Below are 25,563 nucleotides of genomic sequence, written 5' to 3'. Positions count from 1 at the left end.
TGTCTGAAATGTCGAGTTATCGTGCTGGTGCCGCACGCGCCGCGCGCGGCGTCCCTTGTGCGCTCCCGCGGGAGAACGATGCTCCAGGCCATCGGATTGACCAGCGCCCCCCGGGGGGACCGCCCGCCCGCCCTCGACGACCTCACCTTCGAGGCCGCTGCCGGCGGGGTCACGGCCCTCCTCGGCGGCCCCGAAGCGGGCAAGACGTCCGCGCTGCGCCTGATGCTGGACCTGGAGCCCGGTCAGGGGGTCACGTACTTCCGCGGCAACCGGCTCCACCAGCTCGCCCACCCGGCGCGCGAGGTGGGCGCGTTGCTCGGCGACGTCCCGGGGCACCCCGCGCGGACGGCCCGCGGACAGCTGCGGATGCTGTGCGCGGCGGCCGGAGCGCCCCTGGCCCGCGCGGACGAGCTGCTGGAGGCCGTCGGGCTCGCGGGAGCGAAGGAGGAACGGCTCGGCGCGCTGCCCCTCGGCATGGACCGACGGCTCGGGCTGGCCACCGCCCTCATCGGCGACCCCCAGACGCTCCTGCTCGACGAGCCGGCCAAGGGGCTCTCCCCGCGGGAGCAGGGCTGGCTGTACGGGATGTTGCGCCGCCACGCCGAGCGCGGCGGAACGGTCCTGTGCACCGTCGCCGACCCCAAGGAGGCCGTCCGGTTCGCGGACCGCGTCGTCACCATCGACGCCGGGCGCCTCGTCGCCGACCAGGACGCCGTCGAGTTCGGCCGCACCCGGCTGCGGCCCCGCGTCGCCGTGCGCACCCCGCACGCCGTCCGCCTCGCCGACGTCGTCCACCGCGAGGCCCGCGCCGCCCGGCGCTCGGTGGAGGTCGTGGCGGAGTCCGGCGGAGCACTCTCGATCTACGGCAGCAGCTGCGCCGAGGTCGGCGAGGCGGCGTACCGCCACGGCGTCCTCGTCCACCGGCTCGCCGAGGAGACCCGGGACGCCGGCTGCGTCCCCGAAGGCGAGCAGCCCCCGTCGCGGCGCGACGAGCCGGCGCCCGCCGCCCCCGCCCGCAAGAAGCGCCCGGGAGTCGACGGCATCAGCACCGCCCTGCCCGTGCCCCGCCCGATGACCGCCCCCGCGCGCCCCCTGCGGTACGAACTGCACCGCCTCCTCGGCGTGCGCACGGCCGCACTGGTGGTCGGCGCCGTGCTGCTCGTCTCCGTCGGCCTGAGCCTGATGCTCGCCCGCTCCCAGCACACCCCGCTGCAAGACGCCGTGGCCGCCTGGCCCGACGTCCTGCCCCTGCCCCCCGCCGCCTTCGGCGCGGGCCTGATCGGTGCGCTCGCCTTCGGCGACGAGTACCGCTACCCCGCGCTGGCCGCCGCCCGCGGCACCGTGCCCCGCCGCGTCGGCCTGCTGCTCGCCAAGCTCGCCGTCACGGCCGCCGCCGCACTCCTGGTCGCCGTGCTCGTCGCCGTCGCCGACCTCCAGGCCCTGCGCCTCCTCTACGGCCCCGACGCCACCGCCCTGCCCGGGAACTGGCCGGCACTGGCCGCGGCCTGGGGCGGGCTCGCGGTCGGCTGTGCCTGGGCCGGCCTCCTCGCCGCAGGCACGTTCCGGGCGACCGCGGCGGGCGTGGCGGCCGTCCTCGCCGTACCGGTCGCCGTCGCCCCCCTCGTGCAGAAGGCGCTGAGCGCCCCTTCGGTGCGCTCGGCCGCCGGGCTGCCCGACCGGCTCCGGGACCTCGCCTGGGGGCAGCTGCCCCACCAGGCCGACATCTGGCTGATGGCAGGCGCGCGGCTGCTCACCCGTCCCGTCGGGGTGGCGCTGGCGCTCTCCCTGGCGGCGCTGGTCTGCGCGTACGCCGTCACCGGGCTGCGCCGCAGGGTGCGCTGGTGACCGTGGAAGGGCCGCCGAAGTCCCCGTCGACCGGCCCGCTCCACCGCGCCCACCGGTCGCACCCTCCGATGATCGGCTCAACTGACACTTGACTTCTCGGTGAAATGACCGCTTCTATCCGATAAGTCGTCAATTGTGGGGGAAGCGCCGATCACCCTTTCGTGTGCTTTTCACCAAAGACCTCAAGGCGCGTGGAGGGTGCGCCGACAAAGGATGCGTGAGCACCCTTGCCCAGACCATGATGACCGCCCGCCCCGCCGAGTCCGGCCTCGCCGGCCCGGGCGAAGTCGATCGATACCCCTATGCGGACTCCCACGCCGCCGACCGCGTCTCGCCGCCCGCATGGGACGGCTCCGAGGCGGAGTTGGGTCGCGCCGGACGTCGAGCCGCAGGCAGCCGGGGCCGTGGACTGCACGGCCAACTCGTCCAGCAGCTGGGCCAGATGATCGTCTCGGGGGACCTGGGCGCCGACCGCCCGCTGGTCCCCGAGGAGATCGGGCAGCGCTTCGAGGTCTCCCGCACGGTCGTGCGCGAGTCCCTGCGCGTCCTGGAGGCCAAGGGCCTGGTCAGCGCCCGGCCCAACGTGGGCACCCGGGTCCGCCCCGTCAGCGACTGGAACCTCCTCGACCCCGACATCATCGAGTGGCGCGCCTTCGGGCCCCAGCGCGACGACCAGCGCCGTGAACTCTGCGAGCTGCGCTGGACCATCGAGCCCCTGGCCGCCCGGCTCGCCGCGGGCCACGGCCGCGAGGACGTCCAGCAGCGCCTCGCCGACATGGTCGAGATCATGGGCCACGCCCTCGCCCAGGGGGACGGGATCACCTTCTCCCGCGCCGACAACGAGTTCCACAACCTGCTGATCCAGCTCGCGGGCAACCGCATGCTGGAGCACCTCTCCGGCATCGTCTCGGCCGCGCTCCAGGTCTCCGGTGGCCCCGTCACCGGCTGTGACCGGCCGAACGAGGTCGCCCTGACGCACCACGCCCGCATCGTCGAGGCCCTCGCGGCCGGCGACGCCCAGGCCGCCGAATCCGCGATGCGCCAACTGCTCACCGCCCACCCCGAGGTGGAGCGGGTGGTTCCCGCGCCGCGCGAGCACTGAACGCCGGGCCGTGGCGCCGGGCGTACGGGAGCGTGCGCGCACCGTGTCCGCACCCTGCGCATGCCGTCGGATCCCAGGGGTCCGGCGGCATGGTTGCGCGGCGCACCGGCGCGGCACACTTGCAGGAGGAACATCCGATCCATCCGGTTTCGCGGCACTTGTCGTGTGACTCGGGCCACGCGGATTGTGCGTAACGCTCCGGGAAGCACCGCGATGACCTAAGAGGTGACAGCCGAGGAGGGAATACAGCCGCCGCTCGTGGCGCTGTGGAGTTCCGAGGTTGGTTCCGCCCGCGCCACCGGTACATCCGCAGCCCGGTGGTCGTCGGCTCCGGCCCGATCATGGGCTGAGCCGGAAGCCGTTCTCAATCGTTCCGAGAGGTTGTTCGTGTCGGCCAGCACATCCCGTACGCTCCCGCCGGAGATCGCCGAGTCCGAGTCTGTGATGGCGCTCATCGAGCGGGGAAAGGCTGATGGGCAGATCGCCGGCGATGACGTGCGTCGGGCCTTCGAGGCTGACCAGATTCCGCCAACCCAGTGGAAGAACGTTCTCCGCAGCCTCAACCAGATTCTTGAGGAAGAGGGTGTGACGCTGATGGTCAGTGCCGCAGAGTCGCCCAAACGCTCCCGCAAGAGCGTTGCTGCGAAGAGCCCGGCGAAGCGCACCGCCACCAAGACCGTCGCGGCCAAGACGACGCGGGCGAAGACGGTCGCCGCCACCGCCGCGTCGACGGCCGAGACCGTCGACGTGCAGGCCGGCGACGAGTCCGCGGTGAGCCCCGCCAAGAAGGCCGCGGCCAAGAAGACGGCCGCGAAGAAGACGGTGGCCAAGAAGACCGCCACGAAGAAGACCGCGGCGAAGAAGACCGCGGCCAAGAAGGACTCCGACGAGCCCGTCGACGGCGACGAGCTGATGGACGAGGTCCAGCCCGGCAAGGGCGAGGAAGAAGAGGCCGAGGGCGAGAGCAAGGGCTTCGTCCTGTCCGACGAGGACGAGGACGACGCTCCCGCGCAGCAGGTCGCGGTCGCCGGCGCCACGGCCGACCCCGTCAAGGACTACCTCAAGCAGATCGGCAAGGTCCCCCTCCTCAACGCCGAGCAGGAGGTGGAGCTGGCCAAGCGCATCGAGGCCGGTCTCTTCGCCGAGGACAAGCTGGCGAACGCCGACAAACTGGCCCCCAAGCTCAAGCGCGAGCTGGAGATCATCGCCGAGGACGGCCGGCGCGCCAAGAACCACCTGCTGGAGGCCAACCTCCGGCTCGTGGTCTCCCTGGCCAAGCGCTACACCGGCCGCGGCATGCTCTTCCTGGACCTGATCCAGGAGGGCAACCTGGGCCTGATCCGCGCCGTCGAGAAGTTCGACTACACCAAGGGCTACAAGTTCTCCACGTACGCCACCTGGTGGATCCGGCAGGCGATCACCCGCGCCATGGCCGACCAGGCTCGCACCATCCGCATCCCGGTGCACATGGTCGAGGTCATCAACAAGCTCGCGCGCGTGCAGCGCCAGATGCTCCAGGACCTGGGCCGCGAGCCCACCCCGGAGGAGCTGGCCAAGGAGCTCGACATGACCCCGGAGAAGGTCATCGAGGTCCAGAAGTACGGCCGCGAGCCGATCTCCCTGCACACCCCGCTGGGTGAGGACGGCGACAGCGAGTTCGGCGACCTGATCGAGGACTCCGAGGCCGTGGTCCCGGCCGACGCGGTGAGCTTCACGCTCCTCCAGGAGCAGCTGCACTCGGTGCTGGACACCCTCTCCGAGCGCGAGGCCGGCGTGGTCTCCATGCGCTTCGGCCTGACCGACGGTCAGCCGAAGACGCTGGACGAGATCGGCAAGGTCTACGGGGTGACGCGTGAGCGCATCCGTCAGATCGAGTCGAAGACGATGTCGAAGCTCCGCCACCCGTCGCGGTCCCAGGTCCTGCGGGACTACCTCGACTGATACGAGCGACGCGAGCGTGTCGAAGGCCGGACTCCGAGCGGGGTCCGGCCTTCGACGTACCGCCGTTTCCGCCGCGGTGCGTACGGCTGGCACAGGTGTGCGTCAGCTCCGTGCGGTGCGAGGGTGCGCGAGACGGGGTACTGACTGACGCTGAGTGGTGAAGTCGTCCACGCAGAGTCAGGAGATCGCATGCGCCCTTCCCTTGTCCGAGCCCTGACGGGAGTGCTCGCCCTGGTCGCCACCGGAGCCGTGGCGCCACTGGCCTCGTCGGCGCCGGCCGCGGCCGACAGCATCGTCGTGGGCGGCTTCCCGGTCCAGGTCTCCGATACGCCGTGGGTCGTCGCCCTCGCGAGCCGTGACCGGTTCGGAGGAACGCGGGCGGGCCAGTTCTGCGGCGGCGTGGTGGTCGCCCCGAACAAGGTCATGACGGCCGCGCACTGCCTGAGCCGGAACGTGCTCGGCGGGCCCGTCAGTGGCGTGAAGGACCTACGGGTGATCGTGGGGCGCACGGAGCTCGCCTCGTCCGACGGGAAGGAGGTCGCGGTGAGCGACCACTGGATCACGCCGCAGTACGACCCCGGGACGAACAGCTCGGATCTGGCGCTGCTGACCCTGGCGGAGGAACTGCCCGCGTCCCGGGTGGTTCCGATCGCCCCGGCGGGCGATCCCGCGTACGAGCCGGGCACGTCGGCGAAGGTGTACGGCTGGGGCGACACGGAGGGTGACGGCAGCTATGCGTCGGCGCTGCGGGCGGCGGAGGTCAGCGTCCTGGCGGACCGCAGCTGCGAGCGGGCCTATCCCGGGGGTCTGAACGGGCGCTACGCGGCGGACACGATGCTCTGCGCCGGAACGTCCGAGGGCGGTCGGGACGCCTGTCAGGGGGACAGCGGCGGGCCTCTGGTGGCCCGGGGGAAGCTGATCGGGCTGGTGTCGTGGGGCAGCGGCTGCGGAAGGGCGGACAGCCCCGGCGTCTACACCCGGGTTTCGTCCGTGCCGCTGCCCTAGGGTCTTTCGTTTGGATCGGGCTGGGTGAATGGCGGTCCCCCACGCCCTCCGAGCGTAGGGAGCGGGGTCTGGTGCCGTGGATCTCAAGGCGGAGGAGGGAGCCAATGCGGTGGGGGTACCACCGTGCCCGCAGGGCACAGGGGGCTATTGGCGACCGACGACAACGCGGAGAGGCAGGGTGCCAGGGCACGCGAGCCCAGCACGATCCAAACAAGAGGCCCTAGCCGCGCCAGGGAGCCCTGGGCGCGCCCGTACGGCCGTGGGCGTACGGGAGGGCCGTCAGGGCCCGTGCAGCGCGATACGAGAGCGGGCGGTCACCCTTGAGGATCAAGGGTGACCGCCCGTCGGTCGGTCCGGGACCGACCTTGGCTCGTCGTGGATGCGAGGTGTCAGTGATCCTCATCTCCGACGCGGGCCGGTACGGCCGTGAGTCGGTCGGTCTCATCCTGTATTTCCGCGGCGATCTTCTTGAGTTCCGGCTCGAACTTGCGTCCGTGGTGGGCGCAGAAGAGCAGTTCACCGCCGCTGGTCAGGACGACGCGCAGGTATGCCTGGGCGCCGCAGCGGTCACAGCGGTCAGCGGCCGTCAGCGGGCTCGCGGGTGTCAGAACAGTAGTCACGTCGCCTCTTCTCTAGCTCGACGAGCTGTCGTACCAGGGTCAACATCCAACCAGCCCGAAAACGTTCCCGCTCGGGGCTTTTCCTCGAAAACTTCCTTCCGAGGTGGCTGTCTGCTACCAGGTGGCGGCGAATGAGCCGTATTGCAGGGCTTTACGGGTTTCGCGTTGCTTGGCTTGTCTCTGGCTGGGGTGGCCCTCGCCGGCTGGCTTGCCGGTTGTTCAAGAGGACGTGCCCGGAGCCTAAATGGTTCATGCCTGGAAGGGAACGTGATGTTCGCGTCACCCCATCGGGGCATCGAACGTCCGTGCGACCCTGGACTACGATGAAGAATCACGAGGGTGGCGTTACATCGGCTCTATCAGGGGTCGGTACCCTCTGAGCCGGCGACCGACGCCGGGGCTCTACCCCACTGGGCCACATTTGAAATTCAGCGAGGAGCGAACCGCGTGACCGCCGAAACGTCCGTGCCGTCCACAGCTTTGCTGACTGCGGAGCGTGACGGCTCCAACTACACAGCGCGGCACCTCCTCGTCCTTGAGGGCCTCGAAGCGGTCCGCAAGCGCCCCGGCATGTACATCGGCTCCACCGACAGCCGCGGTCTGATGCACTGCCTCTGGGAGATCATCGACAACTCGGTCGACGAGGCGCTCGGCGGCTACTGCGACCGCATCGAGGTGATCCTCCACGAGGACGGCTCGGTCGAGGTCCAGGACAACGGCCGCGGCATCCCGGTCGACGTGGAGCCCAAGACCGGACTGTCCGGCGTCGAGGTCGTGATGACCAAGCTGCACGCCGGCGGCAAGTTCGGCGGCGGCGCGTACGCGGCCTCCGGCGGCCTCCACGGCGTCGGCGCCTCCGTGGTGAACGCCCTGTCCGCCCGGCTGGACGTCGAGGTCGACCTGGGCGGCGCCACGCACTCCATCAGCTTCCGCCGCGGCGTCCCCGGCGTCTTCACGGAGCAGGGCGCCGAGTCCCCCTTCGACCCCCAGAGCGGCATGTGCAAGGGCAAGCGGATCCCCAAGACCCGCACCGGCACCCGCACGCGCTACTGGGCCGACCGCCAGATCTTCCTCAAGGACGCCAAGCTCTCCCTGGAGACGCTGCACCAGCGCGCCCGCCAGACCGCCTTCCTCGTGCCCGGCCTGACCATCGTCGTCCGCGACGAGCGGGACCTGGAGGGCGAGGGCAAGAGCCAGGAGATCTTCCGCTTCGACGGCGGCATCAGCGAGTTCTGCGAGTACCTGGCCCAGGACCGGGCCGTCTGCGACGTCCTGCGGCTGACCGGCCAGGGAACCTTCAAGGAGACCGTGCCCGTCCTGGACGACCAGGGCCACATGACCCCCACCGAGGTCACCCGCGAACTCGGCGTCGACGTGGCCCTGCGCTGGGGCACCGGCTACGACACCACCGTCAAGTCGTTCGTGAACATCATCGCCACCCCCAAGGGCGGCACCCACGTCACCGGCTTCGAGCGCGCCGTGACCAAGACGGTCAACGAGGTCCTGCGCACCGCCAAGCTGCTGCGCGTGGCCGAGGACGACGTCGTCAAGGACGACGCCCTGGAGGGGCTGACCGCGGTCGTCACGGTGCGCCTGGCCGAGCCGCAGTTCGAGGGACAGACCAAGGAGGTCCTCGGGACCTCCGCGGCGAACCGGATCGTGGCGAACGTGGTCGCCAAGGAGCTCAAGGCGTTCCTGACGTCCAGCAAGCGGGACGCCAAGGCGCAGGCGCGCGCGGTGCTGGAGAAGGCCGTCGCCGCCGCCCGTACCCGGATCGCCGCACGTCAGCACAAGGAGGCCCAGCGCCGCAAGACGGCCCTGGAGTCCTCCACGCTGCCCGCCAAGCTCGCCGACTGCCGCAGCGACGACGTGGAGCGCAGCGAACTCTTCATCGTCGAGGGCGACTCCGCGCTGGGCACCGCCAAGCTGGCCCGCAACAGCGAGTTCCAGGCGCTGCTGCCCATCCGGGGCAAGATCCTCAACGTGCAGAAGTCGTCGGTCTCCGACATGCTCAAGAACGCCGAGTGCGGCGCGATCATCCAGGTCATAGGGGCCGGCTCCGGGCGCACGTTCGACATCGACGCCGCTCGTTACGGCAAGATCGTCCTGCTGGTGGACGCCGACGTCGACGGCGCCCACATCCGCTGTCTGCTGCTCACGCTCTTCCAGCGCTACATGCGGCCGATGGTGGAGGCGGGCCGGGTCTTCGCCGCCGTGCCGCCGCTGCATCGGATCGAGCTGGTCCAGCCCAAGAAGGGCCAGGACAAGTACGTCTACACGTACTCCGACAGCGAACTGCGTCAGACGCTGCTGGAGTTCCAGCGCAAGGGCGTCCGCTTCAAGGAGGGCATCCAGCGCTACAAGGGCCTCGGCGAGATGGACGCCGACCAGCTCGCGGAGACCACGATGGACCCGCGCCACCGCACGCTGCGCCGGATCAACATCGGCGACCTGGACGCCGCCGAGCAGGTCTTCGACCTGCTGATGGGCAACGAGGTCGCGCCCCGCAAGGAGTTCATCACCAGCTCCGCGGCCACGCTGGACCGCTCGCGCATCGACGCCTGACCCGTACGGCCGCGCCGTCCGGCGCACGAACCCACCCGGGGGTGGAGTCCTGGACTCCACCCCCGGGGCGATTCCCGGCCCGCCCGCGCGCTGCCTAGCATCGAAGGGCCACGGGGGTGGGGACGGCGGCGGGCCCGCGGGGGCGGCGCCGCAGCGCGAGGAGGGGAGTGCCGTGGTGACCGGCAGCAGCGTGATCGCCTGGCCGGCGCGGGAGGCGCTGACGCGCCTGGGCGTGCCGTGGCCGAGGACCGTGCTGGACGCCGTGCTGATGGGTTCCCTGGCGACGTGGGCCGTCTCCAGCGCGTACGCGTCGGGCGGGTTCACCGGTTGGCGGTTCCCGCTGCCCGTCGTCGTCCTGTTGCTGACCGTCGCTGTCGTCGCCGGCTACCACGAACTGACCCTGCGCAACCGCCTGCCGGCCTCGCTCGGTCTGCTCGCCTTCCTCGGTCTGCTGGGCTGGGGGGCGTACGGAGCGGGCGCCGAGGTGTCGGCGGCGGTGCTGTGGATCTCCGGGGCCGCGCTGGCGCTGGAGCGGCTGCCGTTGGCCTTCGCGCTGGCGGTCGCGCTGACCCTGGCGGCCTTCTTCGCGCTGATCCTCCCGCAGGCCACCGGGGTCGGGCGGGCCATCACCGTCGCCGGGATCGTCCTGGGCGGGTACGCGCTGCGGCTGGACGCCCAGGCCCGGGGCACCGCCTTCCGGCTGCTCGCCCAGGAGCGGGCCGCGCGGGAGGCGGAGGCCACCTCGGCCGCGCTCGCCGAACGCGCCAGGATCGCCCGGGAGATCCACGATGTGCTCGCCCACAGCCTCTCCGCACAGCTCGTGCACCTGGAGGCGGCCCGCATCCAGGTCGAGCGCGGCCCGCAGGGGCCCTTTCGCGACCAGGTCCTGGAGCGGGTGACCGCGGCCCGCGGCATGGCGCGCCAGGGGCTCGCGGAGACCCGGCAGGCCCTCTCCGCGCTCCGGGGCGAGTTGGCGTCCGCCGAGGACTACCTGCGGGAGATCGCCGCGGAGGACGGCGCCGAGGTCGTCGTCTCGGGGCGGTCGCGGCCCCTGGCCCCGCAGACGTCCCAGGCGGTGCGGCGGGCGGCGCAGGAGGCGCTGACGAACGCGCGCAAGCACGCCCCGGGCTGTCGGGTGCGGATCCTGCTGGCGTACGAGGAGGGCGGCGTGACCTTGGAGGTATGCGACAGCGGGGCCCGGGGCCCCTGTGGCGCGCTCGGGACATCGGGCTCCGGGTACGGTCTGCTGGGGATGCGCGAGCGGGCGGAGCTGCTCGGCGGAACCCTGGACGCAGGGCCGGAGGGGACGGGCTTCATGGTGCGGTTGTGGGTGCCGCTGTGACGGGTGGGACGGCTGCGATAGGCAGGGGCGGCGTGGACCGCGCGGAGACCAACGGTACGAGTGGGGCGGGCGGTTCACAGGTGCATGCTGAGCAGGCACGCGGCGAGCAGGCGCAAGCGCAGACGCAGACGCAGGGCGAGCGTGTGCAGGGCGAAGGCGGTACGGCTCCGGCCGCGGAGGAGGACGCTTCGGTCCGGGTGGTCGTCGCGGACGACCAGGCCGTGGTGCGCGAGGGCATCGTGATGCTCCTGGGGCTGTTGCCGGGCATCGAGGTCGTCGGCTCGGCCAAGGACGGCGAAGAGGCGGTCGCCCTGGTCGCCGAACTGGCCCCGGACGCCGTCCTGATGGACCTGCGGATGCCGCGCTGTGACGGCGTGGAGGCCACCCGCCGCATCCGCGCGCAGTACCCGGGCACCCAGGTCGTCGTGCTCACCACCTACGCGGACGACGACTCGCTCTTCCCCGCGCTGCGGGCCGGTGCGCGCGGCTACCTGACCAAGGACGCGGACGGCGAGGAGATCGTCCGCGCCATCCAGGACGTGGTGGCGGGCCGCGCCGGCCTCTCCGCCGACGTCCAGCGCAAACTGCTCGAACGGGTGGCCTCCGCCCCGGAACCACCGGCTCCGAAGCTGCCCGACGGGCTCACCGGCCGTGAGGGCGAGGTGCTGGCGCTGATCGCGGACGGGCTGAGCAATCCGGAGATCGCCCGCCACCTCCACATCTCCACCGCGACCGTGAAGACGCACATCAACAACCTCTTCGCGAAGGCGGGGCTGCACGACCGGGCGCAGGCGGTGCGGTACGCCTACCGCAACGGGCTCGCCCAGCCGCCGCGGTGACGCGGCGGCGCCGCGGGGCGGGCGTGGTGACGGCGTCTGCGGCCCGGTGGTGGGCTGGTCGCGCAGTTCCCTGCGCCCCCAAAGCCTCGTCCCGCAGGGCCACGGCGACTTCCTCCGGAGGCACAGGAGTGCGCGGGCTACGCCGCGCCGGGGCACGAGCGACGAGCGCTACGTGCCGGTCGACCACAGGTAGCGGTGTTCCGGGCGGCCCGTCTCGCCGTACTTCAAGCTCAGCCGGACCCGGCTGCCGCGCTCCAGCAGCTTCAGATAGCGCTGCGCCGTCTGCCGGCTGACCCCCGCCCGCTCCGCGATCTCCTGGGCGGACAGCGGCCCGTCGGCCGCCTGGAGCACCCGGCGCACCAGCTCGGCCGTGGTCCGGGAGTGGCCCTTGGGCAGGTCGGGCGCGACGGAACCGGCCGACAGCGCCCCGAAGATCCGGTCCACCTCCGACTGCTCCGCCTCGCCGCCCCGGCCGAGGGTGCGCCGCAGCCCGGCGTACGCCTCCAGCTTGGTGCGCAGCCCGGCGAAGTTGAACGGCTTGACCAGGTACTGGAGCGCGCCGTGGCGCATGGCCGCCTGCACCGTCGCCACGTCCCGCGCGGCCGTCACCATGATCACGTCGGTCTGCCGGCCGAGGCTGCGCAGCTCGCGCACCACGGCCAGCCCGTTGCCGTCCGGCAGGTAGTGGTCCATGAGGACCAGGTCCACCGGCGCGTCCGTGATCCGGGCGACGGCCTCGGCGGCCGAGTGGGCCGTCGCGGCGACCCGGAATCCGGGCACCTTGGCGACGTACGCGGCATTGATCTGCGCCACCCGGACGTCGTCGTCGACCACGAGCACGTCGATCGTGTGGGTCTGCGTCATCGGACCTCCCCGGCCGTGGCGTGCTGCTGGGGTTCGCCGGAGTCGCCCAGCTCCGACAGGGCCTCCGGCAGGACGACGATGAACTCGGCGCCCCCGGTCGGCGCCTCGCGCACCTCGACGTGGCCGCCCTGCCGCTGGGCGAGCCTGCGCACCATGGCGAGCCCGAGGCCGCGCTTGCCGTGGGCGGGCAACTCCTTGGTGGTCCAGCCCTCGGTGAAGATCATGTCGCGGTGCTCGGGCGGCACCCCCGGCCCGCTGTCGGTGATCCGGAGCACCGCCGTGCTGCCCTCCGCGTACAGCTCGACCTCGATCCACGGGTCCTCGGACCCGGCGGCGGCGTCCATGGCGTTGTCGACCAGGTTGCCGACGACGGTGACCAGCTCGCGCGGGTCGACCACCCGGTCGGGCAGCCTCGTCTCGGGGGCGATGCTCAGCGAGACGCCGCGCTCGGCGGCGACCGTGGTCTTGCCCACCAGCAGGGAGGCCAGCAGCGGGTCGTGGACGCGCTCGGTGACCTGCTCCGCGGTGGCGCGGTGCACCCCGACGACCTCGGTGACGAACTCGACCGCCTCGTCGTGCATCTCCAGCTCCAGCAGCCCGAGGAGGGTGTGCATGTGATTGGCGTGCTCGTGGTCCTGCGCCCGCATGGCGTCGATCAGGCCGCGGGTGGCGTCCAGCTCCCGGCCCAGCTGCTCCAACTCGGTGCGGTCGCGCAGGGTCGCCACGGCCCCTCCGTCGTTGGTCGGCATGCGGTTGGCGATCAGCACCCGGTGGCCGCGCACGGTCACCAGGTCCACGCCGGTGACCCGGCCCGTGAGCACGTCGGTGGTCCGGCTGCTGCCGCCCTCGCCGAGGACCTGCTCCAGCGGCAGCCCCTTGCCGTCGGATTCGAGCCCGAGCAGCCGCTGCGCCTCGTCGTTCATCAGCCGCACCCGGCCCGACGCGTCGAGCGCCACGACGCCCTCGCGGATGCCGTGCAGCATCGCCTCCCGCTCGGCGAGGAGCGCGGAGATGTCGGAGAACGCCAGGTCGTGCGTCTGCCGCTGGAGCCGGCGGGAGATCAGGTACGCGGCGATCGCGCCGACGGCGAGCGCCCCGCCCGCGTACGCGACCAGCCCCGGGATCGCGGAGAACAGCCGGTCGCGGACGCTGTCGTACTCGATGCCGACCGACACCGCGCCGATGATGTCGCCGCCGGCGTCGCGCAGCGGGACCTTGCCGCGGGCCGAGCGGCCCAGCGTGCCGCTGTCGATCTCCATGATCTCCCGGCCCGCCAGCGGGACGCTGGGGTCCGTGGAGACCACGCGGCCGATCTCCTCGCGGGAGGTGTGCGACCAGCGGACCCCGCCCCGGTCCATGATCACGATGTACTCGGCGCCGGTGGCCTTGCGGATCCGCTCGGCCTCGGCCTGGACCGGCCCGTCCGGGGTGGGGCTGCTGGCGATCAGCTTCTCCGCGACCTCGGGGGAGGCCGTGGTCTGGGCGATGGCCAGCGCCCGGCGCATCGCCTGGTCGTCGAGCTGGGCGCTGAGCGGCGCCAGGAACAGGCCGGTGGCCAGCACGGTCACGCCGGTCGTGATGACCAGCTGCATGAGCAGGACCTGCGAAAACACCCGCTGCGGCCAGCCGAGGCGGCGGCGGCGGGGCAGGGCGGACTGATCGGTGCTCATGGAAAGGAACGGTACGGTGCCAGGCTGCGTTACGAAAACGCACCGCCTATGCTGCCCCGCCCCGCCGTACGAGAAGGTCCAGGTGAACCCCCGGTGAGCCCCACCGCCCCGCCGAGCCGCCCGCGCCGTCAGATCCCCGTCATCGTCCTCGCCGGCTTCCTCGGATCGGGCAAGACGACCCTGCTGAACCATCTGCTGCGCAGCTCCCGGGGCACCCGCATCGGCGCGATCGTGAACGACTTCGGTTCCATCGAGATCGACGCCATGACCGTGGCCGGGCAGCTCGGCGACTCCACGGTCTCCCTCGGCAACGGCTGTCTGTGCTGTGCCGTCGACGCCTCCGAGCTGGACGTCTTCCTCGACCGGCTCACCCGGCCGGCCGCCCGTCTCGATGTGATCGTCATCGAGGCCAGCGGGCTTGCGGAGCCGCAGGAGCTGGTGCGGATGGTGCTCGCCAGCGAGAACGAGCGAATCGTGTACGGAGGGCTCGTCGAGGTCGTCGACGCCGCGGAGTACGAGGCGACCCGGGAGCGGCACCCCGAGATCGACCGCCACCTGGCCATCGCTGACCTGGTGGTGCTCAACAAGACGGACCGGGTGGACGGGGAGCGGCTGGCCCGGCTGCGCGGCGCGCTCGACGGGGCCGCGGCCGTCGTCGAGTCGGCGTACGGACGGGTCGACCCGGAGCTGTTCTTCGACCGCCGCCCCGCCGCGGAGCGCGTCGGGCAGCTCGCCTTCGACGACCTCCTGCACGAGGCCGAGGGGGCCGAGGGCGCCGATTGCGGTGCCGGCCACGACCACGCCGCGCATCTGCACGCCGCGTACGAGAGCGTCGCCTTCACCGTCGAGACGCCGATGCACCCGCGTCGGCTGCTGGACTTCCTCGACGCCCGCCCAGAAGGGCTCTATCGCATCAAGGGCTTCGTCGACTTCGGCGCGGCGGACGCCGACAACCGCTACGCGGTCCACTCCGTCGGCCGCTTCCTGCGCTTCTTCCCCGAGCCCTGGCCCCGGGACGCGGCCCGGCGCACCGAGCTGGTGCTGATCGGCTCGGGCGTCGACGGCCCGGCCCTGCTGCGGGACCTGCACCGGGCCCGGGCCACCGGCCCCGAGGACGCACCGGACGAACGCAGCATGTGGGGCGTCCTCAGGTACGTCCCGAACCCCGCAGAGGAGGACGAGCCGGAGTCGGACGCCGTGCCCGTGCCCTCCGGTGCGTACGAGGAACCCTGGAGTCCGTACGCACCGGAAGGCCGGTCACGGCCGTAGCCGGGGCGACTACTGCGCCGGGCCCGCCAGCACGGCCACCGGTGAGGTCAGCGGCGTGCCCGAGCCGTCGCGCCGCGGGTCCGGCTCCGGGAGCGTCGCCGGAGCGCCGTTCTTCTGGGCGGCCCTGGCCGGTGCCTCACCGGCCCAGGCCAGCAGGAGGACGTCCTCGCCCTTGAGGAAGCGCTGGCAGCGCACCCCGCCCGTGGCCCGGCCCTTGCGCGGGTACTGGTCGAAGGGGGTGAGCTTGGCCGTGGTGACGGAGTCGTCCAGGGCGTCGGTCGCGCCGGCGGCCGTGAACACCACCGCGTCCGCCGCCGGGTCCACGGCGCCGAAGGAGAGCACCCGGGCACCCTGCGCCAGCTTGATGCCGGCCATGCCGCCCGCGGCCCGGCCCTGCGGGCGCACCTGTCCGGCCTGGAAGCGCAGCAGCTGGGCGTCGGAGGTGATGAAGACCAGGTCCTCCTCGCCGGTGCGCAGCTCCGCGCCGCCGACGACGCGGTCACCGTCCTTGAGGGCGATGACCTCCAGCTCGTCCTTGTTCGACGGGTAGTCGGGGACGACCCGCTTGACGACGCCCTGGAGGGTGCCGAGCGCCAGACCGGGCGACTCCTCGTCCAGGGTCGTCAGGCACACCACCGACTCCCCGGTCTCCAACGACAGGAACTCGGCGACCGGTGCCCCGCCGGACAGGTTCGGCGCGGACGCGGTCTGCGGCAGCTGCGGCAGGTCGATCACGGCCAGCCGCAGCAGCCGCCCGGCCGAGGTCACCACGCCGATGTCGGCCCGCGCCGTCGACTGCACGGACGACACGATCAGATCGTGCTTGACGCGCTTGTCCGCCGGCTCCGGCAGCGCCTCGCCCGAGGCCGTACGCGCGAGCAGCCCCGTCGACGACAGCAGCACCCGGCAGGGGTCGTCCGCGACCTCCAGGGACACTGCGGCCACCGGTGCCGCCCCGGCCTCCAGGAGCACGGTCCGCCGCTCGGTGGCGAACTTCTTCGCGACCGTCGCCAGCTCGGACGAGACCACCTTGCGCAGCTCGGCGTCCGATTCGAGGATCTCGGTCAGCCGCTCGATCTCGGCCGTCAACGTGGAGCGCTCGCCCTCCAACTCGATCCGGTCGAACTTGGTGAGCCGGCGCAGCGGGGTGTCGAGGATGTACTGCGTCTGCACCTCGGAGAGGGAGAAGCGCTCCATCAGGCGCTGCTTGGCCTCGGCGGAGTTGTCGCTGGAGCGGATCAGCCGGATGACCTCGTCGATGTCGACCAGGGCCACCAGCAGGCCCTCGACCAGGTGCAGCCGGTCGCGACGCTTGCCGCGGCGGAACTCGCTACGCCGGCGCACGACCTCGAAGCGGTGGTCCAGATAGACCTCCAGCAGCTCCTTCAGACCCAGCGTCAGCGGCTGGCCGTCGACCAGCGCGACGTTGTTGATGCCGAAGGACTCCTCCATGGGCGTCAGCTTGTAGAGCTGCTCCAGCACGGCCTCGGGCACGAAGCCGTTCTTCACCTCGATGACCAGGCGCAGCCCGTGGGCGCGGTCGGTGAGGTCCTTGACGTCGGCGATGCCCTGGAGCTTCTTGGCGCCCACCAGGTCCTTGATCTTGGAGATCACCTTCTCCGGGCCGACGGTGAAGGGCAGTTCGGTGACGACCAGGCCCTTGCGGCGGGGGGTGACGTCCTCCACGGTCGCGGTGGCGCGGATCTTGAACGTGCCGCGGCCGGACTCGTACGCGTCGCGGATGCCGGCGAGGCCCACGATCCGGCCGCCCGTCGGCAGGTCGGGCCCCGGCACGTACCGCATCAGGGTCTCCAGGTCGGCGCCCGGGTGCCGGATCAGGTGACGGGCCGCGGCGATGACCTCGCCGAGGTTGTGCGGCGGCATGTTGGTCGCCATGCCGACCGCGATGCCCGAAGCGCCGTTGACCAGCAGATTGGGGTACGCCGCCGGGAGGGTGACGGGCTCGCGTTCCTGACCGTCGTAGTTCGGTGCGAAGTCGACCGTGTCCTCTTCGATGGACTCCGTCATCAGGGAGGTCGCGTCCGCCATCCGACACTCCGTGTACCGCATGGCGGCCGGGGGGTCGTCATTGCCGAGCGAGCCGAAGTTCCCGTGGCCGTCGACGAGGGGAAGGCGCATGGAGAACGGCTGTGCCATGCGCACCAGGGCGTCGTAGATCGACTGGTCGCCGTGCGGGTGCAGCTTGCCCATCACGTCGCCCACGACGCGGGCGCACTTCACGTAGCCCCGGTCCGGGCGCAGCCCCATCTCGTTCATCTGGAACACGATCCGGCGCTGCACCGGCTTCATGCCGTCGCGCGCGTCCGGCAGGGCGCGCGAGTAGATCACCGAGTACGCGTACTCAAGGAAGGAGCCCTGCATCTCGTCGACGACGTCGATGTCGAGGATGCGCTCCTCAAAGTCGTCGGGCGGCGGGGTTTTCGTGCTGCGGCGGGCCATTGCGGCTGCTGCTCCTTCACGACCGGATCGGGCAAGTGACGCCGACCATTGTGGCCCGTCGCACTGACAACGCCGACCGCGACCCGGGAACACCCGCGCGAAACGCGGTGAGTACGACCGGACGGGACCCCCGTGCGCCCGGCCGACTACGCCCATGGCGAAGCGCAGCTTTCGCCAGGTGTCAGCGCGCTTGCATACAGTGGCAGGGCAGGCCGGGTACGAAGCAGCGCCCGTCGGACGGGACGCCTTCGTCGAACGCCACGCACTGCGGTGACGACCAGCGACAACAGCGCGATCGAAGGGACGTACATGCCCATGGGTCACACGGCCACAGCTCAGGCCGGTTCGGGCGGCCTGACAGCGACGGAGCACCGACTGGCCAACGGCCTGCGCGTGGTGCTCTCCGAGGACCACCTGACCCCGGTCGCCGCGGTCTGCCTCTGGTACGACGTGGGCTCGCGCCACGAGGTCAAGGGCCGCACCGGCCTCGCCCACCTCTTCGAGCACCTGATGTTCCAGGGCTCGAAGCAGGTCGAGGGGAACGGACACTTCGAACTGGTGCAGGGCGCAGGAGGCTCCCTGAACGGCACCACCAGCTTCGAGCGCACCAACTACTTCGAGACGATGCCGACCCACCAGCTGGAGCTCGCGCTCTGGCTGGAGGCCGACCGGATGGGCTCGCTGCTGGCCGCCCTCGACGACGAGTCGATGGAGAACCAGCGCGACGTGGTGAAGAACGAGCGCCGCCAGCGGTACGACAACGTCCCGTACGGCACCGCGTTCGAGAAGCTCACCGCCCTCACCTACCCCGAGGGCCACCCGTACCACCACACCCCCATCGGCTCCATGGCCGACCTGGACGCGGCGACCCTGGAGGACGCCCGCGCCTTCTTCCGCACGTACTACGCGCCGAACAACGCGGTGCTGTCGGTCGTCGGCGACATCGACCCCGAGCGGACCCTCGCCTGGATCGAGAAGTACTTCGGCTCCATCCCCGGGCACGACGGCAAGCAGCCGCCGCGCGACGGCTCGCTGCCGGACGTCATGGGGCAGCAGCTGCGCGAGGTCGTCGAGGAGGAGGTGCCGGCGCGCGCGCTGATGGCCGCGTACCGCCTTCCGCACGACGGCACCCGCGAGTGCGACGCCGCCGACCTCGCCCTGACCGTTCTCGGCGGCGGCGAGTCCTCCCGCCTCCACAACCGCCTGGTGCGACGCGACCAGACGGCCGTGGGCGCCGGCTTCGGGCTGCTGCGGCTGGCCGGCGCGCCCTCGCTGGGCTGGCTGGACGTGAAGACCTCCGGCGGGGTCGAGGTCCCGCAGATCGAAGCCGCGGTCGACGAGGAGCTGGCCCGCTTCGCCGAGGAGGGCCCCACGGCCGAGGAGATGGAGCGCGCCCAGGCCCAGTTGGAGCGCGAGTGGCTGGACCGGCTCGGCACGGTCTCCGGCCGCGCCGACGAACTGTGCCGGTACGCCGTGCTGTTCGGCGACCCGCAGCTCGCGCTGACCGCGGTGGACCGGGTGCTGAGCGTCACCGCAGAGGAGGTCCGCGACATCGCCCGGGCCCGCTTGCGCCCGGACAACAGGGCGGTGCTGGTGTACGAGCCGCTGCCCGCCGCCGACGACGCCGCCCAGAACGACGCAGGAGAGGGGGCGGACCAGTGACCGACGCCGCCGAGCCGCTGACGACGATGGACTTCCACCCCATGCCCACGTCCGGGGAGCCCACCCCCTGGGCGTTCCCCGCGCCCGGGCGCGGACGTCTCGACAACGGCCTGACCGTGCTGCACTGTCACCGCCCCGGCCAGCAGGTGGTGGCGGTGGAGGTCATCCTCGACGCCCCGCTGGGCGCCGAGCCCGAGGGCTTCGACGGGGTGGCCACGATCATGGCCCGCGCCCTGTCCGAGGGCACGAAGTCCCGGTCGGCCGAGGAGTTCGCGGCCGAGCTGGAGCGCTGCGGCGCCACGCTCGACGCCCACGCCGACCACCCCGCCGTCCGGGTCTCCCTGGAGGTCCCGGTCTCCCGGCTGCCCAAGGCGCTCGGGCTGCTCGCCGAGGCGCTGCGCGAGCCCGCGTTCGACGACGGCGAGGTCAAGCGGCTGGTCCGCAACCGCCTGGACGAGATCCCGCACGAGACGGCCAACCCGGGGCGGCGCGCTGCCAAGGAGCTGTACCGGCGGCTGTTCCCCGCCTCGCTGCGGATGTCCCGGCCCCGCCAGGGCACCGAGGAGACGGTGACCCGGATCGACTCGGCCGCCGTGCGGGCGTTCTTCGACGCCCACGTACGGCCGGCCACCAGCACCGTGGTCGTCGTCGGCGACCTGACCGGCGTCGACCTGGACGAGCTGCTCGCGCAGACGCTCGGCGCGTGGGCGGGCGACACCGCCCCGGCGCACCCCCGGGCCGAGACCACCGCCGACGACACCGGACGCGTGGTCGTCGTGGACCGTCCCGGCGCCGTGCAGACGCAGCTCCTGATCGGCCGGATCGGCGCGGACCGGCACGACCGCGTCTGGCCCGCCCAGGTCCTCGGCACGTACTGCCTGGGCGGCACCCTGACGTCCCGCCTGGACCGCGTGCTGCGCGAGGAGAAGGGCTACACCTACGGCGTACGGGCCTTCGCGCAGGTGCTGTGCTCGGCGCCGGACGGGTCGGGGGCCGCGCTGCTCGGCATCAGCGGCTCGGTCGACACGCCCAACACCGGTCCCGCGCTGGCGGACCTGTGGCAGGTGCTGCGCACGCTGGCCGCCGAGGGGCTGACGGACGCGGAGCGGGACGTCGCCGTGCAGAACCTGGTCGGGGTCGCCCCGCTGCGGTACGAGACGGCGGCGTCGGTCGCCGGCACCCTCGCCGACCAGGTCGAGCAGCACCTTCCGGACGACTTCCAGGCGCAGTCGTACGCACGGCTGGCGCAGACGGGCACGGTGGAGGCGACCGCGGCGGTCGTGAGCGCCTTCCCCGTCGACCGACTGGTCACGGTGCTCGTCGGCGACGCGGCGCAGATCGCGGAGCCGGTGCGGGCGCTGGGCATCGGTGAGGTGACGGTGGTCAAGGGCTGACGGAGCCCGCTGACGACAGAGCCCCGGTGTCCGTGGACGCCGGGGCTCCGTCATGGGGTCGCCTCGGTGATGGCAGCGCACCCGTGGTCACACTTCGGGCACACTGACGCCATCGGACCGTCACCCGACGGCCGTGCGTCCGTTGCACGTTCGCCGTCCGGGCGGCGCATCTCCCCGTCGAATGTCCTTTTTGATGGGAAGTCGGGCGACACGTGCTGTGGCATAGCCAACAAAGATCGTCGTTTGTTTGGTGAACGCGAGCGGGCCCGCCTAGCGTCGATCCGGCTGTTCGCCAGGAGCCCGCCGCACCCGCGGCACGGACAGTCATCGCCGAGTCCCCGCCGGGCGTGAGCCCAGGGGAGCCGGGGACCCAGTCCCCCGGGGTGAATCGGCCCCTCCGCGGCCTGCGGAGGAGCCGTAGGAGACCTTCCTCTCTCCGAACCCGTCAGCTAACCCGGTAGGCGAGAAGGAAGGAAAGGACCGGACCCTCCATGGCGTTCGCCCGCCCCACCGGGAAGCACCGTGCCCCCAGCCGCGTGACGCGCAGGAGCGCGAGCCTCGCCGGCGCCGCGACCCTCGCCACCACCGGGGTGATCGGCACCCTCGCGTCCCCCGCGTTCGCGACGGAGAACGAGCCGAGGAACGACGGCGACACCGGAAGCCTGAGCGCCGAGGACACCGGCACGCTCCAGATGCTGGCCGCCACCGACACCCTCGCCGAGCAGGTCACCGACCAGGCCGTGGGCCAGAAGCGCGAGGCCGTCGCCCGCGCCGAGGCCGCGGCGGAGGCGAAGCGCAAGGCCGAGGCCGAGCGCAAGGCCGCCGAGCGGGCCGCCCGCGAGGCCGAGCGCCAGCGGCTGATGAACTCCTACCAGCTGCCCGTCGCCGGCTCGCAGGTCACCACCTCGTACGAGGCCAACAGCTCGCTGTGGTCCTCTGGCAGCCACACCGGCGTCGACTTCCACGCCTCCTCCGGCACGCAGGTGGTCTCCGTGGGCGCGGGCACCGTCGTCGAGGCCGGCTGGGCCGGCTCGTACGGCTACAACGTCGTCATCAAGATGCGGGACGGCTCGTACACCCAGTACGCCCACCTCTCCTCGGTCACCGTCGGCGAGGGGCAGGCCGTGATGCCCGGCCAGCAGATCGGCCGCGCGGGCTCCACCGGCAACTCCACCGGGGCGCACCTCCACTTCGAGGTCCGCACCAGCGCGGAGTACGGCTCGGACGTGAACCCGGTCGCGTATCTGCGCGCCCGCGGCGTGAACGTCTGACCCCCGCGACTCCCGTTCCGGAAGGGCCCCGGCGCACCGCGCCGGGGCCCATCCGCATGCCGCGCGTCTTCGCGCGGGGAACGGCAACGCGAGGAACGGCAAAAGGCGCCGATCCGAAGGATCAGCGCCTTTGACGCGGTGTGCGCCGCGTGCCCGTGAAGGCCGAGCGTTGGGTGGCTCAGACCGTCTCCGGCAGTTCCTCCAGCCCTTCGGCGACCAGCTTGGCCAGCCGGTCCAGGGCGGCGTCCGCGCCGTCGGCGTCGGAAGCGAGGACGATCTCCTCGCCGCCCTGCGCGCCCAGGCCCAGCACGGCGAGCATGGAGGCGGCGTTGACCGGGGTGCCGTCGGCCTTGGCGATCGTCACGGGGACGCCGGAGGCCGTGGCAGCGCGGACGAAGATGGAGGCGGGTCGGGCGTGCAGGCCCTCGGCCCAACCGACGGTGACACGGCGCTCAGCCATGGTGTTGCCCTTCGAATCAGCTGTTGTCTAGACCAGTCCCGGTCAGTCTCTCACGACGCTCCGGGTGCTCCTACCGACCGTAAACCCCCGGCCCGGCGGCCCCGGGCAGGCCCCGTCCCGCCGGGGCGATGGTGCCCGAGTACGGTCCAACCGCACCACCGCCGGGCCTCGGCGCCGTACGATTTCTGCCATGCAGACCGAGCGGGACCACGCCTACCCCGACCACTGGGAGGCGGACGTGGTGCTGCGCGACGGCGGTACCGCGCGCATCCGCCCCATCACCGTCGATGACGCCGACCGGCTGGTCAGCTTCTACGAACAGGTGTCGGACGAGTCGAAGTACTACCGCTTCTTCGCGCCCTACCCCCGTCTGTCGCCCAAGGACGTGCACCGCTTCACCCACCACGACTACGTGGACCGGGTGGGCCTCGCCGTCACCGTGGGCGGGGAGTTCGTCGCCACCGTCCGCTACGACCGGATCGACGAGCACGGCCGGCCGGCCAGCGCGCCCGCCGACGAGGCCGAGGTGGCCTTCCTCGTCCAGGACGCCCACCACGGCCGCGGCGTCGCCTCCACGATGCTCGAACACATCGCGGCGGTCGCACGGGAGCGCGGGATCCGCCGGTTCGCGGCGGACGTGCTGCCCGCGAACACCAAGATGATCAAGGTGTTCCGGGACGCCGGGTACACCCAGAAGCGCAGCTTCGAGGACGGCTCCGTCCATCTGACGCTCGACCTGGAGCCGACCGCGGAGTCCGTCGCGGTGCAGCGGGCCCGGGAGCACCGGGCCGAGGCGCGGTCCGTACAGCGGCTGCTGGCGCCGCGGGCCGTCGCGGTCGTCGGCGTCGGGCGCGCGCCCGGGGGAGTGGGCCGCACCGTCCTGCGCGACCTCGTCGGCGGCGGCTACACCGGCCGCGTGTACGCCGTGAACCGCGCCTTCCCGCCCGAGTGGCAGGAGGTCGACGGCGTCCCCGCGCACCGCTCCGTCGGCGAGGTCGTCGAGCGGACCGGGGAGCCCGTCGACCTCGTGGTCGTGGCCGTCCCCGCGGAGCGGGTGCCCGAGGTCGTCGCGGACTGCGGGGAGCACGGGGTGCGCGGACTGGTCGTGCTGACCGCGGGGTACGCGGAGAGCGGCGCCGAGGGCCGGGTCCGCCAGCGCGACCTGGTCCGGCAGGCCCGCTCGTACGGCATGCGGATCATCGGCCCCAACTCCTTCGGCGTCATCAGCACCGCGGCGGACGTGCGCCTGAACGCCTCGCTCGCGCCCGCGGCGCCGGCGCCGGGGCGGATCGGCCTGTTCACCCAGTCCGGGGCGATCGGCATCGCGCTGCTGTCGAGCCTGCACCGGCGGGGTGCCGGTGCCAGCGGAGTCGCTGGTGTCGCTGGTATCTCGACGTTTGTGTCCTCCGGCAACCGCGCCGACGTCTCCGGGAACGACTTCCTCCAGTACTGGTACGAGGACCCGGACACCGATGTCGCCCTGCTGTACCTGGAGTCCATCGGCAACCCCCGCAAGTTCACCCGGCTCGCCCGCCGCACCGCGGCCGTCAAGCCGGTCGTCGTCGTCAAGGGCGCCCGGCACAGCGGCAGCCAGCCGCCGGGCCACGCGGTGCCCAGCGCCCGCATCCCCGACGCGGCGGTGGACGCACTGCTGCGGCAGGCGGGCGTCATCCGCGTCGACACCGTCACCGAACTCGTCGACGCGGGCCTGCTCCTCGCCGGCCAGCCCCTGCCGGCCGGCCCGCGCGTCGCGATCCTCGGCAACTCCGAGTCCCTGGGCCTGCTGACGTACGACTCCTGCCTCGCGGAGGGCCTGCGCCCGCTGCCCCCGCTGGACCTGACGACGGCCGCGTCCGCAGCGGACTTCCGCCAGGCGCTGTCCCGGGCCCTCGCCGACGACGGCTGCGACGCGGTGGTGGTGAACGCCATCCCCCGGGTCGGGGACGACGGCGCGACGGAGTCCGGCGACGGGGAGGTGCTGGCCGCGGCGCTGCGCGAGGCCGTGGCAACGGCGCCGGCGAAGCCGGTCGCCGTGGTCCACGTCGAACTGGGCGGCCTGGCCGCGGCCCTCACCGCCGCCACGCGCACGGTCCCCCGCACCGACGCCGCGTCCGTACACCGATCCGCGGCTCCGACGCCCGCGAACGCCGGCGCCGAGGACGACCCGGCCCGCGTTCCCACGGACGCGGCCCCGCACCCCGCCGGCGCGGGGGACGTGACGCCGGCCGGCACCGGCCGGGCCGTGGGGACGCCGGCTGCCGGCGCTGGTCAGACTGCGGATGCCGCGCAGGGGGAGGGCCCGCGCGGGCACGACAGCGCCCGGTCCGCGGGCGCCGCACCGGGCGCGGACGCGTCGGTCAGCGGCGCGGACGGGGAAGAGCGGGGCTGGATTCCCGCCTATCCCGCCGCCGAGCGCGCCGTGCGCGCGTTGTCGGAGGCGGTGAGGTACGCGCAGTGGCGGCGGGAGGCCGCCGAGCCCGGGAAGGTGCCGGAGTACGAGGACGTGGACGAGGCCGGGGCCGCCGCGCGGATCGAGGGGCTGCTCGGCGGGGGCTCTCCGGAGCGCGGGATCACGTTGGGGGCCGCGGACGCCGGGGCGCTGCTCGCCACGTACGGGATCCACGTGCGGCCGACGCTGCCCGCGCCCGACGCGGACGAGGCGGTGCGGGCCGCCGAGCGCCTCGGCTACCCCGTGGCACTGAAGACGACCGCCCCGCACCTGCGCCACCGCGCCGACCTCGGCGGCGTACGCCTGGAGCTCGCCGGCGAGGCGCAGGTCCGCCGGGCGTACCGGGAGCTGACGGACCTCCTCGGCGACCCGGTCGAACTGCAACCCGTCGTGCAGGCCATGGCACCGCGCGGGGTGGACACCGTCGTGCGGGCCGTGGTGGACCCGGCCGTCGGCGCGTACCTCTCCTTCGGGCTCGCCGGCGTCGCCTCCGAACTCCTCGGCGACACCGCGCACCGGCTCGTGCCGGTGACCGACCGCGACGCCGCCGAGCAGATCCGCAGCATCCGCACCGCCCCCCTCCTCTTCGGCTGGCGCGGCTCCGCGCCCGTGGACACCGCCGCCCTGGAGGAACTGCTGCTGCGTGTATCACGCATCGTCGACGACCACCCGGAAGTCGTCGCAATCGGGCTCGAACCCGTCGTCGTGGCTCCGCGGGGACTGAGCGTCCTCGGCGCCACGGTCCGGCTCGCGCCGTCCCCCGCCCCCACCGACCTCGGGCCTCGCAGGCTCCCCAGCTACTGAG

Annotated in this window: 17 protein-coding genes and 1 riboswitch; of the genes, 12 read left to right on the top strand and 5 right to left on the bottom strand. The window is 72.6% G+C overall.

Annotated elements, in window-relative coordinates; genetic code table 11:
* Nucleotides 1-78: 78 nt before the first annotated feature.
* From AB0E05_RS28705 to AB0E05_RS28690, 4 genes are all read left to right on the top strand, one after another.
* Nucleotides 79-1,845, top strand: coding sequence for an ATP-binding cassette domain-containing protein (locus AB0E05_RS28705; protein ID WP_361968664.1), 1,767 nt, complete (start codon nt 79-81; stop codon nt 1,843-1,845).
* Nucleotides 1,846-2,062: 217 nt separating this feature from the next.
* A complete protein-coding gene (locus AB0E05_RS28700) occupies nt 2,063-2,947 on the top strand; it encodes an FCD domain-containing protein (RefSeq protein WP_361968662.1) in 885 nt (294 codons plus the stop codon).
* A 387-nt stretch (nt 2,948-3,334) separates the two neighbouring features.
* Nucleotides 3,335-4,888 carry an RNA polymerase sigma factor gene (locus AB0E05_RS28695; RefSeq protein WP_361968660.1) on the top strand — a complete coding sequence of 518 codons (1,554 nt, stop codon included), beginning with the start codon at nt 3,335-3,337 and terminating at the stop codon, nt 4,886-4,888.
* A gap of 189 nt (nt 4,889-5,077) precedes the next feature.
* Entirely contained in the window at nt 5,078-5,893 is an 816-nt protein-coding gene (locus tag AB0E05_RS28690) for a serine protease (RefSeq protein ID WP_361968658.1), read from the top strand.
* 389 nt (nt 5,894-6,282) lie between these two features.
* On the opposite strand, the gene AB0E05_RS28685 is transcribed toward AB0E05_RS28690, so the two are convergent.
* The gene (locus AB0E05_RS28685) at nt 6,283-6,513 is read right to left on the bottom strand and encodes a hypothetical protein (protein ID WP_361545189.1); all 231 of its coding nucleotides are present in this window, start codon (nt 6,511-6,513) and stop codon (nt 6,283-6,285) included.
* A 447-nt stretch (nt 6,514-6,960) separates the two neighbouring features.
* Here AB0E05_RS28685 and AB0E05_RS28680 point away from each other — a divergent pair, with 447 nt between their 5' ends.
* The 3 genes from AB0E05_RS28680 (at nt 6,961) to AB0E05_RS28670 (ending at nt 11,259) form a co-directional block, all read left to right on the top strand.
* Nucleotides 6,961-9,078, top strand: coding sequence for a DNA topoisomerase IV subunit B (locus AB0E05_RS28680; RefSeq protein WP_361968656.1), 2,118 nt, complete (start codon nt 6,961-6,963; stop codon nt 9,076-9,078).
* A gap of 175 nt (nt 9,079-9,253) precedes the next feature.
* Nucleotides 9,254-10,420, top strand: coding sequence for a histidine kinase (locus tag AB0E05_RS28675; RefSeq protein WP_361968654.1), 1,167 nt, complete (start codon nt 9,254-9,256; stop codon nt 10,418-10,420).
* Nucleotides 10,421-10,563: 143 nt separating this feature from the next.
* Nucleotides 10,564-11,259 carry a response regulator transcription factor gene (locus AB0E05_RS28670; RefSeq protein ID WP_361968707.1) on the top strand — a complete coding sequence of 232 codons (696 nt, stop codon included), beginning with the start codon at nt 10,564-10,566 and terminating at the stop codon, nt 11,257-11,259.
* Nucleotides 11,260-11,427: 168 nt separating this feature from the next.
* Here AB0E05_RS28670 and AB0E05_RS28665 read toward each other — a convergent pair whose 3' ends face one another.
* Nucleotides 11,428-12,123: a response regulator gene (locus AB0E05_RS28665; protein ID WP_361968652.1), complete on the bottom strand. Its 696-nt coding sequence runs from the start codon at nt 12,121-12,123 to the stop codon at nt 11,428-11,430.
* Nucleotides 12,120-13,793, bottom strand: coding sequence for a sensor histidine kinase (locus AB0E05_RS28660; RefSeq protein WP_361968650.1), 1,674 nt, complete (start codon nt 13,791-13,793; stop codon nt 12,120-12,122). The genes AB0E05_RS28665 and AB0E05_RS28660 overlap by 4 nt, the downstream gene beginning before the upstream one ends.
* A 93-nt stretch (nt 13,794-13,886) precedes the next feature.
* Here AB0E05_RS28660 and AB0E05_RS28655 point away from each other — a divergent pair, with 93 nt between their 5' ends.
* Entirely contained in the window at nt 13,887-15,062 is a 1,176-nt protein-coding gene (locus tag AB0E05_RS28655) for a CobW family GTP-binding protein (protein ID WP_361968648.1), read from the top strand.
* Nucleotides 15,063-15,071: 9 nt separating this feature from the next.
* Here AB0E05_RS28655 and AB0E05_RS28650 read toward each other — a convergent pair whose 3' ends face one another.
* On the bottom strand, nt 15,072-17,522 hold the full coding sequence (locus tag AB0E05_RS28650; protein WP_361968646.1) for a DNA topoisomerase IV subunit A: 2,451 nt from the start codon (nt 17,520-17,522) through the stop codon (nt 15,072-15,074).
* Between the two features lie 315 nt (nt 17,523-17,837).
* Between AB0E05_RS28650 and AB0E05_RS28645 the strand changes: the two genes are divergently transcribed.
* From AB0E05_RS28645 to AB0E05_RS28635, 3 genes are all read left to right on the top strand, one after another.
* A complete protein-coding gene (locus AB0E05_RS28645; protein ID WP_361968705.1) occupies nt 17,838-19,184 on the top strand; it encodes a pitrilysin family protein in 1,347 nt (448 codons plus the stop codon).
* Nucleotides 19,181-20,578, top strand: a complete 1,398-nt coding sequence (locus AB0E05_RS28640; protein ID WP_361968644.1) for a pitrilysin family protein — start codon at nt 19,181-19,183, stop codon at nt 20,576-20,578. Before AB0E05_RS28645 ends, AB0E05_RS28640 begins: the two co-directional genes overlap by 4 nt.
* Nucleotides 20,579-20,896: 318 nt before the next feature.
* A riboswitch (cyclic di-AMP (ydaO/yuaA leader) is annotated at nt 20,897-21,056 on the top strand.
* A 13-nt stretch (nt 21,057-21,069) separates the two neighbouring features.
* Nucleotides 21,070-21,849 carry a M23 family metallopeptidase gene (locus AB0E05_RS28635; RefSeq protein WP_361968642.1) on the top strand — a complete coding sequence of 260 codons (780 nt, stop codon included), beginning with the start codon at nt 21,070-21,072 and terminating at the stop codon, nt 21,847-21,849.
* A 178-nt stretch (nt 21,850-22,027) separates the two neighbouring features.
* On the opposite strand, the gene AB0E05_RS28630 is transcribed toward AB0E05_RS28635, so the two are convergent.
* Nucleotides 22,028-22,309 (bottom strand): HPr family phosphocarrier protein, encoded by a 282-nt coding sequence (locus AB0E05_RS28630; RefSeq protein WP_361968640.1) that lies wholly within the window; start codon nt 22,307-22,309, stop codon nt 22,028-22,030.
* Nucleotides 22,310-22,499: 190 nt separating this feature from the next.
* Between AB0E05_RS28630 and AB0E05_RS28625 the strand changes: the two genes are divergently transcribed.
* Nucleotides 22,500-25,562, top strand: a complete 3,063-nt coding sequence (locus tag AB0E05_RS28625) for a GNAT family N-acetyltransferase (protein ID WP_361968638.1) — start codon at nt 22,500-22,502, stop codon at nt 25,560-25,562.
* Nucleotide 25,563 lies beyond the last annotated feature (1 nt).

Source organism: Streptomyces sp. NPDC048057 (assembly GCF_040653095.1).
Classification (GTDB): Bacteria; Actinomycetota; Actinomycetes; order Streptomycetales; family Streptomycetaceae; genus Streptomyces.
The sequence above is the reverse complement of the archived record's forward strand: the minus strand, read 5'-3'. Positions and strand labels throughout refer to the sequence as shown.

Coding starts and splice junctions, on each gene's coding strand:
- AB0E05_RS28705 (WP_361968664.1), top strand. CDS start 79: ATGCTCCAGGCCATCGGATTGACCAGCGCCCCCCGGGGGGACCGCCCG.
- AB0E05_RS28690 (WP_361968658.1), top strand. CDS start 5,078: ATGCGCCCTTCCCTTGTCCGAGCCCTGACGGGAGTGCTCGCCCTGGTC.
- AB0E05_RS28665 (WP_361968652.1), bottom strand. CDS start 12,123: ATGACGCAGACCCACACGATCGACGTGCTCGTGGTCGACGACGACGTC.
- AB0E05_RS28660 (WP_361968650.1), bottom strand. CDS start 13,793: ATGAGCACCGATCAGTCCGCCCTGCCCCGCCGCCGCCGCCTCGGCTGG.
- AB0E05_RS28650 (WP_361968646.1), bottom strand. CDS start 17,522: ATGGCCCGCCGCAGCACGAAAACCCCGCCGCCCGACGACTTTGAGGAG.
- AB0E05_RS28645 (WP_361968705.1), top strand. CDS start 17,838: ATGGGTCACACGGCCACAGCTCAGGCCGGTTCGGGCGGCCTGACAGCG.
- AB0E05_RS28635 (WP_361968642.1), top strand. CDS start 21,070: ATGGCGTTCGCCCGCCCCACCGGGAAGCACCGTGCCCCCAGCCGCGTG.
- AB0E05_RS28630 (WP_361968640.1), bottom strand. CDS start 22,309: ATGGCTGAGCGCCGTGTCACCGTCGGTTGGGCCGAGGGCCTGCACGCC.
- AB0E05_RS28625 (WP_361968638.1), top strand. CDS start 22,500: ATGCAGACCGAGCGGGACCACGCCTACCCCGACCACTGGGAGGCGGAC.